Genomic DNA, 13,706 nt, shown 5'->3' with positions numbered 1-13,706 from the left:
GTCGAATGCCGCTGAGTAGCGACTACTCAGATCCGTCTGACGGCTGCCTGACCAGCCGTGTTCGGTCGCACCGGGTCGGAGGCCGCTACGGTGGACGGGTCGACGCCGCGCCGGTGAAGGGACCGCCATGACCCCCGAGCAGGTCACGCTGGTCGAGGAGTCCTGGACGTTCGTCGCACCCGGGCTGGACGGCGTCGCCGCGGGGTTCTACCGGCGCCTGTTCGCCGCGGACCCGACCCTCGTCGGAATGTTCGGCACCGATCTGGCGGCACAGCGGGCCAGGTTCGTCACGGAGCTCGAGCAGATCATCTTCTCGATCCGGCGGCACGACGTCTTTCTGGGGCGCGCTCGACCGCTCGGTGTGCGGCACAAAGGGTACGGGGTGCGCCCGGTGCACTATCGCATCGCCGGGACGGCGCTGTTGGGCACGCTCGCCGAGGCGCTGGGAGAGCGGTGGAACAGTGAGCTCGAAAAGGCCTGGCGGCTGGCCTACGACGTCACCGCGGAGGCGCTGTTGATGGGCGCCGCCGACGCGGTGCGGACGCAGTGACCGGCGGACCGGCAACGAAGCCTGCCGCGGAACCGGCTATGGAACCGGCCGACGAAATCACCGCCGGCGGCTGACCGTCGTCCGCACCGGGGTTTCCCGCCGTTCGGCCCAGCTCCGCCGCGAGTTCGCGTCGGCCGGCAATTCCGAGTTTGCCGTAGACGTTCCGCAGATGATTGTCGACGGTGCGCGTGGAAACGAACAGGTGGCCGGCGATCTGACGGCTGCTCTGTCCGCGCGAGGCGAGCATGGCGATCTCCCGCTCCCGTGGCGTCAGCGGTTCGACCGCCAGCGTGGCCACCAGACCCGGGGTACGAGCGCCTTCGCACCTGCCAGCGAGCAGGGCCGCGCGGGCGCGGTTCGCGACGGCGGCACGTGGCTCGCCGAGGCGCAGGTAGGCATGAGAGGCGGCGGTAGCGGCCTCGGCGGCGTAAAGGAGCGCGCCGATCGCCTCGAACCGGTCGGCCGCCTCGGTCAGCAGTGCCGGGTCGTGGGTCGCGGCGCCGCGGGCGTGGACGGCGTAGGCGGGGCCGAACGCCCCCTCGCCGCCGTCGGCCAGTTCCCGCAGCCGGCCGTGCACCCGGGCCGCGTCCCCGAGCCGGGCCGCGTCGTGCAGCAGCCAGGCCTCGGAGGTGTGGTGACCAGTGCCGGCCGCCCGGTCCGCCGCGGCCAGCAGCACCCGGCGCGCCTGCGCGAGGTCGCCGCGGGCCACCGCGGCCCACGCGCGGCCGATCTCCTGGTCCACAGCCAGGTGGCCGGCGAACTCCAGGGCATCGAGGTCGTCGACGGCAGCCCGGGCGGCCGGTTCGTCGCCGAGCCAGGCCGCCGCGACCGCCGCTCCGGCCAGCACCAGCCGGCGTGGGCCGACGAACGGATGGTCGCAGCACAGCGCGTCGGCCTCGGCGAACCACCGCCAGGCGGTCGCGGYGCCCCCCGCGAGCAGGGCGCACCGGCCCCGGTTCAGGGCGAACCAGATCCGGCCGATCGGCGATCGGTCCCGGGTGGCCAGCTCGTAGCCGGTGCGGGCCACCTCGGTCGCCTCGGCGAGCCGGCCCGATTCCGCCAACGCGTACACCTGGCAGACCAGGTGCGTTCCCGGATGCGGAATGGCGACGTCGTCGCCGAGCTCGGCGTGGTCGGCGAAGCCGCGCCCGGCGACGGCGACGGCCTGCTCGCACCGACCCGTCATGGCCAGTGCCGGTGCCTCGGCGAGTGCCCGCAGGACCCGGGTGCGCGGCTCGGCGTCGCCCGCGAGCAGCTCCACCACGCGCAACGCCTCGCCGGGTCGACCGGCCGTCACCAGGGCTCGGGCCTCACCGGCGAGCAGCTCGGCGCGTCCGGCGGCGTCGCGCAGGCCGCACCTGGCGGCCCGGTTGACCTCGATCGCCACGGCTGGTCGCAGCAGGCCCGTGAGCAGGTTCTGGGTCCTTGCCGCGACGACGCGCACCACGTCCCGTTCAGCCACCACGCCCGACTGGGCGGCGGCCAGCACCGTTTCCGCCTCGGCCGCGGATCCCAGCTCACTCAGCGCCTCGCCGAGCAACAGATACGCCTGCGCCTGCGCCTCGATCGGTCCGACCCGTTCGCCGTGCTCGAGCAGTGCCGCCCGGGCGAGACGTTCCGCCTGCCGGAAGTCATGACCGAAACGGGCCAGCCTCGCCCCCGCGACGAGCAGCTCCGGATCCGCGGTGCCGTCGGCGTCGAGCCGCCAGGACGCGATCCGGAGCGGATCCTGCCCGCGGCGTGCGCCGTACCGCTCCACCCGTTCCGCGTGGCGGCGCAGCAGGCGCCGCCGGGTCAGCCGAGGCATGCGGTCGCGCAGCACCTCGCCGTACAGCGGATGAGCGAGCACGGCCTCGTGCCGTCGGCCGTCGACCCGCACCACCAGCAGCCCGGTCCGCTCCAGCGCCTCCACGTCCGCCGCCCCGGCCTCCTCCTCGAGATCGCTCACCCCGACCGGTTCCGCCAACGCGAGCAGTTCCAACGCCGTCACCGCGGATCCGGCCACCCCGTCCAGCCGGCTCCCGATCAGCTCCGCCAGCCGCGTCGTGCTCGTCAGCGGCCCGGTCAACCGCCACACCCCACCGTGCTGTACCAGGGTTCCCGACGCCTGCGCGCCGAGCACCAGCTCGCGGGAGAACAGCATGTTCCCGAGCGCCACCGACCAGATGTCGGCGGCGGTGCTCGCATCCACCGGCCCGCCGAGAACCATGTGCAGCAGGGTGTCCATGGCGTCCCGAGAAAAGTCGGTGAGGTCGACGCGCAGCACCTGCTCGCTGCTCCACAGCCCCGCGAGCACGTCGGCCAGCGGTCTGTCCGACCGCACCGTCCCGATCAGGAACACCGCATTGGCTTCGACGAGCTGTGCGAGCAGGATCGCGGACGCGGCATCCAGGAAATGCAGGTCGTCAACCAACAACACCGGCCGCTCGTCATTGCCGCGGGAGCGGAAGGCTTCCACCGCCGAGGCCCAGCCGGCGGGCGGGTCGAGCTGGCGTCGGCCGTCGGCCACCCCTGTCGGAAGCAGATGCGCCAGAGCGCCGAGTGGCACGGCGCTGGCGGTCGCGCTGCCTTTCGCCCGGATCGTCACCCGTCCTGCCGCCTCGGCGGCCGCCGTGCACTCGTCGGCCAACCGGGTCTTGCCCACACCCGCCGGGCCACAGACGAGCATTCCGCGCCAGCCGGCCCCGGTGAGCGCGGCGGTGAAGAGTTCACGTTCGTCATGACGGCCCACGAACGGCCAACGATCGGCGGCCCGATCGGTCCTGTCTTCCGTACCGGGAAATGACCGACCGCCGATGCTTCCGATCACCTGGCTCACGGTAGTGAGCAGCCGTAGGCGGAGCAATGACAAGCCCCCGACAGGTCCGGCCGACGAAACTCATCCAACCCGGCATCCGGACGATCGGATTCGCGTCGAACAACCGCGAAGATTGTCGCCTCGTCGCACCGGGGAAATTCCCGGCGGGCGGTTGGCCGATTGGTTGTTCGGAGGGCTCAGCGGGCCCAGAGGCGGGAGAGGAACTGGCGGGTGCGGGGCTCGGTCGGGTCGTCGAGGACCTGGGCGGGGGTGCCGCGTTCGGCGACGGCGCCGGCGTCCAGGAAGAGGACCTCGTCGGCGATCTCGCGGGCGAAGGCCATCTCGTGGGTGGCGATCACCATCGGGACACCGTCGCGTTTCAGCTCGCCGACGAGGCCGAGGACCTCGCCGACCAGCTCGGGGTCGAGCGCGGAGGTGATCTCGTCGAGCAGCAGCAGCGTGGGGTCGGTGGCCAGCGCGCGGACGATCGCGAGGCGCTGCTGCTGGCCGCCGGAGAGCCGGTCCGGGTAGACGTCGAGCTTGTCGGCCAGCCCGATGCGGGTGAGCAGCTCGCGGGCGCGTTCGCGCGCCTGCGCCCGAGGCCGGCGGTGGACCTGGACCGGGGCGAGGGTGACGTTGTCCAGCACGGTCATGTGCGGGAACAGGTTGTACGCCTGGAAGACGACGCCGATCCGGCGGCGCACTCGGTCGACGTTGGCCCGCGGGTCCGTGATCTCCTCGCCGGTCAGGTGGATGTCGCCGTCGTCGACGGTCTCCAGCAGGTTCAGGCAGCGCAGCAGCGTGGACTTGCCCGAGCCGCTGCCGCCGATCAGCACGACCGCCTGGCCGGGGAACAGGTCGAAGCTGATGTCGCGCAGCACGACCGTCGCGCCGTAGGCCTTGCGCAGCCCGCGTACGGACAGCACCGGTGTGTCAGGGGCCGCGCCGGGGCTCGGCTTCTCGGGCGGCTTCGTGGTCGGTCCGGCCGTCGGCTCAGCCACGGTGGTCGGCTCCTCGGCGGCGGGCGGAGCGGGCCGCCAGGTGGTCGGTGACGCGGGTCAGCGGAATCGTGACCGCGAGGAACAGCAGGCCGGCGAGGACATAGGGCGAGTAGTTGAAATGGGTGGAGGTGGCGATCTGCGCCGCCCGCACCGCGTCCACCACGCCGAGGACGGACACCAGGCCGGAGTCCTTCTGCAGGCTGATCGCGTCGTTGAGCAGCGGCGGCACGACCCGGCGCAGCGCCTGCGGCAGCACGACGAACCGCATCGTCTTCGCGTAGGTCAGCCCGAGCGACCGGCCGGCGGCGACCTGGCTGGGATGCACCGACTCGATGCCCGCCCGGATCACCTCGGCGACATACGCGGAGTAGGTGAGCACCAGCGCTATCCCGCCGAGCACCACCGGGTCGCGGGGCATTCCCTTCAGCCGCAGCGCGGGCAGGCCGAAGCCGACCAGATACAGCACGAGGATCACCGGCAGCCCGCGGAAGAGGTCGGTGTAGGCGGCGACGAGAAACCGTACGGGAAAGAACACCGGACCGGAAAGGGTGCGCAGCAGCGCCAGCAACAGTCCGCACACTCCGGCGGCCGCCGCGCACAGCACGAACAGCTTCAGGTTGACGAGCAGGCCGTGGGCGACCGCCGGCCAGGCGTCGGCCATCTCCGAGGCGGAGAAGAACCGCTGCCGGACCAGCGGCCAGCCCGAGCTGCCGCCGACGGCGACGACGGCCACCGCCGCCACCGCGAGCGTGCTGACCGCGGCGACCAGCACGGACCTGCGCCGCGCCCGCCGCCGGTACCGCTCGCGGGCCAGCTGTCGGTCACTCACGACCCAGCCGCCCGCCGCCGGCGAGGCGGACCTCGACAGGTTGCCGCGCCCGCGTCGCCCGGCCCCGGGCCCCCGGCGTGGGGGCTCCGGGTCCGGGCCGGGGCGTGATTCGACGACGCTCACCGAAAAACAGCTATCCGATCGCCGTTACTCGTCGTCGTTACTTCAGGACCGGCGCGCCGGCCGCGGCCAGGTACTGGTCGGCGAGCTTGGCCAGCTCGCCGCCGGAGGACAGCTTCGCCAGCGCCGCGTTGACGTCCTTGACCAGCGGGTTGCCCTTCTCGAACAGCAGGCCGAACTGCTCGGGCGCACCAGTCGACGGGAACTGGCCGACGATGACCGAGTTCTCGATCTCCGCCGCGGTCAGGTAGAAGCCGGTCGGCAGGTCGACGACGATGCCGTCGATCTGGCCGTTCTCCAATGCGCTCTTCGCGTCGTTGACGGTGTTGAAGACGGCCGCCGGCGACGACGGCTTCACGAGCTGGTTGATGGCGTCGAGGCTCGTCGTACCGACGGGGGCGCCGAGCTTGGCGTCCTTGAGGTCGGCGAGGGACTTCGCTCCGGCGATCTTGCTGGACTTCAGCGAGACGATCGCCTGCGCGACGGTGTAGTAGCCGTCGCTGAAGTCGACGGCCTGCTTGCGCTCGTCGGTGATGGAGATCTGGTTGATGTCGAAGTCGAAGTCCTTCGCGCCGGGCGCGAACGACTTGTCGAACGGCTCGGTGACCCACTTCACCTGATCCTTGGTGAAGCCCAGCTGCCCGGCGACCGCGTAGGCGACCGCGCTCTCGAAGCCCAGGCCGTTCTTCGGGTCGTTGTTCGAGAACCAGGGGTCGTAGGCGGGGGAGTCGGTGCCGATCGTCAGCTGCCCGGGCGTCACGAGGTGCAGCGCGGCGATGCCGGTCGCGCCCGGCGACGGCGAGGCCGCCGCGTCCGAGCTGTCATCGGACGCGCAGGCGGACAGCGTGAGCGCGGCGGCAGCCGTGGCCGCGACGGCGAGCGTGGCGAGCCGGCGAGGGCGCGTCATCCAAGGGCGGTGCATGCAACTGCCTTCCGAGCGGAGAACGGAATCGAGACATCGCGCGAGACGACCGAGAGATCGCGCGAGACGACGCTGTCCCGCCTTGGCGTCACGGATGGGGGAATGGGCGGTCCGCCGGCACGGCGGACGGCCTACTCGGGTGGTCGGGCGCGCTCTAACAGAGACAGGACGCGGTCAGCGCGACATCCACGTGCCACCGCCGCGTCAGCGCCCACCCCGCCACCATGCCGCCAGACTAGCGCCACCTCGGACAGAACATGCCCAGTCGTCGCAACCACGACCGGCAGACTGTTCGGCTGATCGGGCCGCCGAGGCGGCGACGCGAGCCAGGGCATCCCGCCGAGTCGGCCGCGCCGCCTGGACACGCGCCGCCGGAATGTCCCGTTGGCCCTTTCTCGATCAGTCCGGTACTGTCGGGTCAGTCACTGACTGACCCGACAGGGATGAGCGAGCTATGCCGAGTGGTGAGCACGAATCGGCGGTGGCGGCCTTCGCCGCCTTTCCGGACGCGACGGCGGCGTTGCTGGACCGAACGTTCCACATCGGCCTGCCGAGGCACGATGACGCCCACCGGGGCCCCGCGACGTTCCAGAAGCTCGCACCGACCAGCTACCACGCTGACAACACCCTGGTGTTCACCCGCGCCGGCAAGCGGGTGTACGCCCTCGTCATCGAGGTGCAGCGCCGATGGGTGCCGGGCAAATGGCGGGCGTGGAAGTACTACGCGACCTCCCTCGAGCAGGAGCTGGACGTCGGCGTGCTCCTCGCGGTCTTCTGCCCGGAGGCCGGAGACGCCGAGAGATACCGCGGCATGGCCGGTACGGACAGGTTCAGCGTGCGGCTGTGGCCCTGTCTCCTGAGCCTGGACGACCTGCCTTTGGTGGAGGACTCGGCGCAGGCCAGGGCGAATCTCTCGCTGGCCGCGCTGTCGTTGATCTGCCACGGCGGCGACGACCCGGCGACGCTCGTACCCGCGTTCGCCGCGCTGTACGACGGGATGCACCACGCTGACCAGGAGGTCTCCCGCAAGATCTGTGACATGTTGCTGGTCGCGCTGTCGAAGGCAGCGCGGGACCTATGGGAGGAACATATGACCGTGGTCGACTCCGAGTACCGCAGCGAGCTCTTCCGCGAGCTCGAGGCGAGGGGCAAGACCGAGGGCAAGGCCGAGGGCAAGGCCGACTCCGTGCTGAGGGTCCTGAGCCGGCGCGGTGTCCCCGTTCCGGCCGCGGTGGAGGAGCAGATCCGCGCCTGCGCCGATCTCGACCTGCTGGACACCTGGCTGGACCGGGCTCTGACCGCTATCAGCGCCGAAGACGTCGTCGGCGAGCCGAGCCCCGAGGTGGGGCGTGTTGAGCTCTAGCGACGGGCGGTCCGGGCTCGACGACAATTCCCTTCAGGAAACCTACTTCGACGGCTTCGCGCGGGGATGGAGCCGCGGCTGGCTCACGGGCCGGGCCGGGCCGGGCAGAAGACAGAAAGGAGGGGCAGCTTGACCTTCTGTCCGCGGCGGTTCTGGATGCGCTCGCGGTTCGGGAATTTCCGGTGCCGGCGGCTGACCTCGACCGGATTAGTGAATGTGGCGATCTCTATGAGCTTGCCGCGTGGCTGCGTCGGGCATTGAACGCGACCAGCATCGAAGACGTCATGAGCTATTCAACGTGGTCCCGTGGGGAGGGCAGCCGGGGTGCTGGGGTCTTCCTTGACGAGGACGCCTGAGGTACCTGTGGCGCGCATCGCCGTGGCCAGGGCGAGGATCCGGGTGACGGCCTGAGGAATGCCGACGCCGCGGGTGTGGATGTTGGAGATCAGGTTGCGGTCGGCGTCGGTGTGGCTCGCGCGCGGGCGCCAGGCCAGGTAGGCGCTCAGGCTCTCGGCGGTGACCAGGCCGGGGCGTTCGCCGATGAGGAGCACGACCACGGCCGGGTCCAGAAGCTCGCCGATCTCGTTGAGCAGGCCGACGCGGGCGTTGCGGACGGCGAAGACCTGACCCACGCTCCATTCGGCCTCGCGGGCAGCGTCGAGCAGGGCCGGTAGCAGGGCGGGGACCTGGGCGTCCACGGCCGCGACGGACAGGCCGTCGCCGATGACGACCTGCAGGTCGGCGCCGGGCGGGCACCGGCGGGCGACCTGGGCGCGGCCCTCGGGGGACAGCCGCCGGCCGAGGTCGGGCCGGCGCAGGTAGGTCGCCCGGTCGGGCGCGGCCGAGCCGACGGCGAACAGGCCGAACCGGCCGACCAGCGAGGCGAGCGGGCCGGTCTCCAGGTCGAGCGCGGCGTGGACGGCGTCCTGGGCGGCGGCGTGGTCGGCGCGCAGCGCGAGCTGGTCGGCGGTACGCAGCGACGTGCCCGAACGGCCGAGGAACAGCCTGGCCGGGGTCACCGCCCGCACCCGGCTCTCGAAGGCGGCCGGGCCGGGGTTCGGGCGGCCGGTGACCGTGGGCGGGATGGGTGGTTCCGCGGAACCACCGCCGGCGGAGGCGGAGGCGGAAGCCGAGGTCGTCGGGCCGGCTCCGGCCGTGGGCTCGGGCATGGCCGTGGGCTCGGGTACGGCCATGGGTTCGGGTACGGCTATCGGTTCGGGCATCGTGGTCACCGGCCGCTGGTCAGCGCGCGGGTGGGGGCGGGGACGTCGAGGACGGCCTTGTCGAGGCCGGCGAGCAGCGCGGCGGCGACGTCCGGGTCGGGATCGGCGAGGCGGCCACCCCGAACCAGGCCGCGGTCGTGCAGCCAGGCGGTGTACTCCGGCGTCGCGGACAGGCCGAAAAGGTCACGCATGCCGGCCGCGTCGTGGTAGCTCGTCGACTGGTAGGAGAGCATCACGTCGTCCGCGCCCGGAACGCCCATCACGAAGTTGCAGCCGGCGGCGACCAGCAGGACGAGCAGGTCGTCGTTGGTGTTCTGGTCGGCGTCGACGTGGTTGGTGTAGCAGACGTCGATGCCCATCGGCAGGCCGAGCAGCTTTCCGATGAAATGGTCCTCCAGGCCGGCGCGAGTGATCTGGCGGGCGTCGGCGAGGTACTCCGGCCCGATGAACCCGACGACGGAGTTCACCAGGAAAGGCTGGTAGGCGCGGGCGACGCCGTGCGCCCGGGCCTCCACGGTGAGCTGGTCGAGGCCGCCGTGCGCGTCGGCGGAAAGGGCGCTGCCCTGTCCGGTCTCGAAGTACATGACGTTGTCGCCGACGAACTCGCCGGACCGGTCGCGGTGGTGCGCGAGCACCGCCTCCCGGCCCTCGGCGAGCATCTCCAGGCTGATCCCGAACGAGCGGTTCGCCGCCTCCGTCCCGGCGATCGACTGGAACAGCAGGTCGACGGGCGCGCCGGTGGCGAGCRCCGCGAGCTGGGTGGTGATGTGGGCGAGCACGCAGGTCTGCGTGGGCAGCGAGAGCCGGCGGATCAGGCTCTGCAGGCCGTGCAGCACCGCGCCGACACTGGCGACGGACTCGTTCACCGGATTGACGCCGAGGACGGCGTCGCCGCAGCCGTAGAGAATGCCGTCGAGCGCGGAAAGAAGAATGCCCTCGACGTCGTCGGTCGGATGGTTCGGCTGGACGCGCACGCCCAGCACGCCCGCCTCGCCCATGGTGTTGCGGCAGCGGGTGACGGTGCGCAGCGGCTTCGCGCCGACGATGAGGTCCTTGTCGCTCATGAGTTTCGCGACGGCCGCCGCCATCTCCGGGGTGATGGCGCTCGCGAACCCGCCGGCCGACCACGCGTCGGCGAAGCCGGGGGAGAGGACCAGCTCGCGGAACTCCCCGACGGTGCGGCTCGCGAGCCCCGCGTCGGCGAACGCCGCGACATCGTGCTCGCGCAGGATGAGCTCGGTGACGGCGTCGTCGAGCAGCGGGGTGGCGAGAATGTCGCCCAGGCGCACGTCGGCGAGCGCGAGCTTCGCCGCGACCCGCTCGGTGGCGGAGCCAGCGGCGATCCCGGCGAGCTGGTCGCCGGACTTCTCCTCGTTCGCGCTCGCGAGCAGCGCCGCGAGGTCGGGGAAGACGTAGCTGGTGCCCCGTACCGTCGCCCGGAACGTCATCGGCCGCCCACCTTTCTTGCCGCCACGCCCTGCCGTCGCGGCACTGTCTCGCCTCGTCGTTCCGCTTCGTCCTGGGAGCGGGATGTCGGCAGTAGTCCGACGCGGCCCGGCTCGGCTGGCGCCCCCAACGAGATCGTGGCGGGCGCCGGCCGAGCCGGAACCGCGTGTCGGGACCCTGCGCCCGGGATGGACCTGGCTAGACGGCTGCCTCGCCGGCGGGCTGGGCGGGGATGGCGCCGGCCGGTGGCAGGGCGCCCTCGGGCTCCCGCTCGTGGCTTTCCTCCATGACCATCCGCCCGATCGTCGCGTACTTCTCCGGGTTCCGGAACCGGATCCCGAGCGCCACCGCGAGACCGATCACGAACACGCCGAGCGCGATATACGGCGATGCCTTGAACACCGGGCTGTCGGAGGCGGCGCCGGCGGCGAAGTCGAGGTTCTGGAACAGCAGGATGATGACGTAGATCTGCAGGGCGGCGCCGAGGATCGGCGCGACCAGCGTCCGCCACCAGGAGGCCGTCTCCGGGTGCATCTTGCGGACGTGGAAGTAGCCGATGACGGCGATCGACGAGATGGACTGCACGAACAGCAGCGCCATCGTGCCGAGAATCGCCATCAGGCCGTACAGGTACACGTACGGGACGTCCGAGACCGTGTCGGTCGGCTTCTGCAGGAAGTAGAACAGCAGCACGATGACGAGGGTGATCGCGGTCTGGACGACCGAGGAGACGTGCGGCGAGCCGTGCTTCTTGTGGGACGCGCCGAGCGACTTCGTCAGCCCGCTCGACAGGCCCTCCCGGCCGATCGCGTACAGGTAGCGCGAGGCGGCGTTGTGGAACGCCAGCGCGCAGGCGAACGAGCCGGTCACCGTCATGACCTTGTAGAGGTCGACGAAGAACGAACCGAGCAGGTCGCCGGTGGGCGTGTAGAACAGCGAGAACGCGTCCGTGCGGGAGACGTCGACGGCGCCGGTCTTGCCGGAGTACGCGACCGCCATCCAGGAGACGAACGTGTAGAAGACGCCGAGGCCGATGACGGCGATCATCGTCGCCCGGGGGACGATCTTCTTCGGGTCCCTCGACTCCTCGCCGTAGACCGCGGTCGTCTCGAAGCCGACCCAGGACCACAGGGCGAAGAAGATGCCGAGGCCGGCGACGCCGACGATGGCGCCGTCGGAGCTGGCGGGCACCGACTTGAACGCGCCGACCGGGTTGATGGCGTCGGGGAGCAGGCCGTCGGGGCCGCCACCGGTGAAGAGCACGCCGAACGACATGACCAGCAGCAGGATGACCTCGGTGACGAGGAAGACGCCCAGGATCTTGCCGGAGATCGCGATGTTGAAGTAGCCGAGCACCGCGATGACCGCGATGCTGACCAGTGCGTACCAGACCCAGGAGACCGACGGCGCGCTGAACACCGTCTCCATCGTCGTCTTCGCGAACGACGAGAGGATGCCGATCAGCGAGCCCTCGAAGACGATGTAGCACATCGTCGCGAGGAAGCCGGAGGCCATGCCGGCGGCCTGGCCGAGGCCCTGGGAGATGAAGCCGTAGAACGCGCCCGTCGCGGTGATGTGTTTCGTCATCGCGACGTACCCGACGGAGAAGATCGTCAGAATGATGGTGGCGACCAGGAACGCCGCCGGGCCGTGGATGCCGTCGCCGTAACCGACGGCGATCGGCAGGTTGCCGGTCATCGCGGTGATCGGTGCGGCGTTGGCCGTCACCATGAACAGGACCCCGAAGAGACCGACCGTGCCCGGCCTGAGCCGCTGCACGCCGCTGGTGCCGGCGGCGGCTACTGGAGCCGCGGCCTCACTCTGCACGCTCACCTTGTGGCTACCTCCCGCTGTGCGCGGCCGCTGCGGCGGCTGGCGCGTATCGGGGCGATCGTGGCCCCTGAACAGGGGGCGCCACAAGGCGGGGCCAGACCTTTTCACACGCCGAAACAGGCCACAACGTGGCGGAAACGTAAACGGTACGTACCTTTACCAGACCACTGGCCCGGGGCCACGCTACGGTCGACCCGTGGGCAACCGTGACAGCGCCGCGGGCACCGCCGCGGACCCCAGTGATCCCGCCAGCAACCCCCTCGGCGGTCCCGTCAGCGGGGCCGCCGCGACCGCCCCTGGCGCGGCCCGTGACGATCTCGTCGACCGGCTGCTGGCCACCCCGAAGGTGGATGTGCTCGCCGCGAGCGAGCGCTACTGGAACCCGAGCAAGACGAGGTTCTGGACCGACGCCGGCACCCCGCTCGTGATCGGCGAGCGCGCGGRCTACCTGCTGCACGACCTCGACGGCAACACCCTCGTCGACGTCCACCTCAACGGCGGCACCTACAACCTCGGCCATCGCAACCCCGAGGTCGTCGCGACGCTCGTCGCCGCGCTCGCGCACCTCGACATCGGCAACCACCACTTCGCCGCGCTCGGCCGTGCGGCGCTGTCCGAGGCGCTGGTCACCTCCGGGCCGATCCCGGACGGCAAGGTCACGTTCGGCAGCGGCGGCGGCGAGGCGGTCGACATCGCGCTGAAGTCCGCCCGCTACGCGACCGGCCGCCGCAAGATCGTGTCCGCGATCGGCGCGTTCCACGGCCACACCGGCCTCGCCGTCGCCACCGGCGACGACCGCTACGCCGAGCGCTTCCTCGCCGGCCGCCCCGATGAGGTCATCCGGGTCCCGTTCAACGATCTCGACGCGATGGCGGCCGCGCTGGCCGGGGGCGACGTCGCCGCGGTGCTGCTGGAGACGATTCCGGCTACCTCCGGTTTCGTCATGCCCGAGCCCGGCTACCTCGCCGCCGTCGCCAAGCTGTGCGCCGACGCCGGCACGCTCTACGTCGCGGACGAGGTGCAGACGGGCCTCGGCCGCACCGGCGAGCTGTGGGGCATCACCAAGCACGGCGTCACGCCCGACATCCTGGTGACCGGCAAGGGCCTCTCAGGCGGGATCTACCCGGTGGCGGCGACGATCCTCGGCCCGGCCGCCGCCGGCTGGCTGGAGGAGGACGGCTTCGCGCACATCTCCACGTTCGGCGGCTCGGACCTGGGCTGCGTGGTCGCCCTGCGCACCCTGGAGATCACCCAGCGGCCGGCGACGCGGGACCGGGTCGACACGCTGATCAAGACGTTCACCGAGGGCCTCACCGGCATCGCCGCGGACAACCCGGACTGGCTGGTCGAGATCCGCCAGGACGGCCTGGTCATCGGTCTGCGCTTCGACCACCCGCAGGGTGCCCGGTTCGTCTCCCGCCGTCTCTACGAGCACGGCGTCTGGGCGATATTCTCCGCCCTCGACCCGCGGGTGCTGCAGTTCAAGCCGGGCCTGCTGCTGTCCGACGAGCTGGCGGCCGACCTGCTCGAACGCACGGCCACGGCGGTCCGGCTGGCGCACCAGGACGCGCTGTCCGGAGTGGACCTGGCACCCGACCAGGCCACCGTGAGCAGGTGACCGA

Annotated in this window: 10 protein-coding genes; 3 read left to right on the top strand and 7 right to left on the bottom strand. The window is 71.5% G+C overall.

Annotation, left to right across the window (positions count from 1 at the left end; translation table 11 throughout):
* Window positions 1-127 precede the first annotated feature (127 nt).
* Complete coding sequence (locus BCD49_RS29450) at window positions 128-550, top strand: globin domain-containing protein (RefSeq protein WP_007515488.1); 423 nt, start codon at window positions 128-130, stop codon at window positions 548-550.
* On the opposite strand, the gene BCD49_RS29445 is transcribed toward BCD49_RS29450, so the two are convergent.
* From BCD49_RS29445 to BCD49_RS29430, 4 genes are all read right to left on the bottom strand, one after another.
* Window positions 498-3,281, bottom strand: a complete 2,784-nt coding sequence (locus BCD49_RS29445) for a LuxR C-terminal-related transcriptional regulator (RefSeq protein WP_071042135.1) — start codon at window positions 3,279-3,281, stop codon at window positions 498-500. The genes BCD49_RS29450 and BCD49_RS29445 overlap by 53 nt on opposite strands.
* A gap of 263 nt (window positions 3,282-3,544) precedes the next feature.
* Window positions 3,545-4,348 (bottom strand): amino acid ABC transporter ATP-binding protein, encoded by an 804-nt coding sequence (locus BCD49_RS29440; RefSeq protein WP_007515486.1) that lies wholly within the window; start codon window positions 4,346-4,348, stop codon window positions 3,545-3,547.
* Entirely contained in the window at window positions 4,341-5,216 is an 876-nt protein-coding gene (locus tag BCD49_RS29435; RefSeq protein ID WP_027140479.1) for an amino acid ABC transporter permease, read from the bottom strand. The genes BCD49_RS29440 and BCD49_RS29435 overlap by 8 nt, the downstream gene beginning before the upstream one ends.
* Window positions 5,217-5,337: 121 nt before the next feature.
* A complete protein-coding gene (locus tag BCD49_RS29430; protein WP_027140480.1) occupies window positions 5,338-6,204 on the bottom strand; it encodes an ABC transporter substrate-binding protein in 867 nt (288 codons plus the stop codon).
* 469 nt (window positions 6,205-6,673) lie between these two features.
* Between BCD49_RS29430 and BCD49_RS29425 the strand changes: the two genes are divergently transcribed.
* The gene (locus BCD49_RS29425; RefSeq protein ID WP_007515481.1) at window positions 6,674-7,582 is read left to right on the top strand and encodes a hypothetical protein; all 909 of its coding nucleotides are present in this window, start codon (window positions 6,674-6,676) and stop codon (window positions 7,580-7,582) included.
* A 293-nt stretch (window positions 7,583-7,875) separates the two neighbouring features.
* Here the strand turns inward: BCD49_RS29425 and eutC are convergent, their stop codons facing one another.
* From eutC to BCD49_RS29410, 3 genes are all read right to left on the bottom strand, one after another.
* On the bottom strand, window positions 7,876-8,805 hold the full coding sequence (eutC, locus tag BCD49_RS29420; RefSeq protein WP_241832421.1) for an ethanolamine ammonia-lyase subunit EutC: 930 nt from the start codon (window positions 8,803-8,805) through the stop codon (window positions 7,876-7,878).
* 5 nt (window positions 8,806-8,810) lie between these two features.
* The gene (gene eutB / locus BCD49_RS29415; RefSeq protein WP_071042134.1) at window positions 8,811-10,253 is read right to left on the bottom strand and encodes an ethanolamine ammonia-lyase subunit EutB; all 1,443 of its coding nucleotides are present in this window, start codon (window positions 10,251-10,253) and stop codon (window positions 8,811-8,813) included.
* Between the two features lie 196 nt (window positions 10,254-10,449).
* Window positions 10,450-12,084, bottom strand: coding sequence for an APC family permease (locus BCD49_RS29410; protein ID WP_007515478.1), 1,635 nt, complete (start codon window positions 12,082-12,084; stop codon window positions 10,450-10,452).
* 328 nt (window positions 12,085-12,412) lie between these two features.
* Between BCD49_RS29410 and BCD49_RS29405 the strand changes: the two genes are divergently transcribed.
* The gene (locus tag BCD49_RS29405; protein WP_071042144.1) at window positions 12,413-13,702 is read left to right on the top strand and encodes a class-III pyridoxal-phosphate-dependent aminotransferase; all 1,290 of its coding nucleotides are present in this window, start codon (window positions 12,413-12,415) and stop codon (window positions 13,700-13,702) included.
* Window positions 13,703-13,706 lie beyond the last annotated feature (4 nt).

It is taken from the genome of Pseudofrankia sp. EUN1h (assembly GCF_001854645.1).
In the GTDB taxonomy this organism is placed as follows: domain Bacteria; phylum Actinomycetota; class Actinomycetes; order Frankiales; family Frankiaceae; genus Pseudofrankia; species Pseudofrankia saprophytica.
This window is presented reverse-complemented; position numbering and strand designations above follow the sequence as displayed.

Coding starts and splice junctions, on each gene's coding strand:
- BCD49_RS29450 (WP_007515488.1), top strand. CDS start 128: ATGACCCCCGAGCAGGTCACGCTGGTCGAGGAGTCCTGGACGTTCGTC.
- BCD49_RS29430 (WP_027140480.1), bottom strand. CDS start 6,204: ATGACGCGCCCTCGCCGGCTCGCCACGCTCGCCGTCGCGGCCACGGCT.
- BCD49_RS29425 (WP_007515481.1), top strand. CDS start 6,674: ATGCCGAGTGGTGAGCACGAATCGGCGGTGGCGGCCTTCGCCGCCTTT.
- eutC (WP_241832421.1), bottom strand. CDS start 8,805: ATGCCCGAACCGATAGCCGTACCCGAACCCATGGCCGTACCCGAGCCC.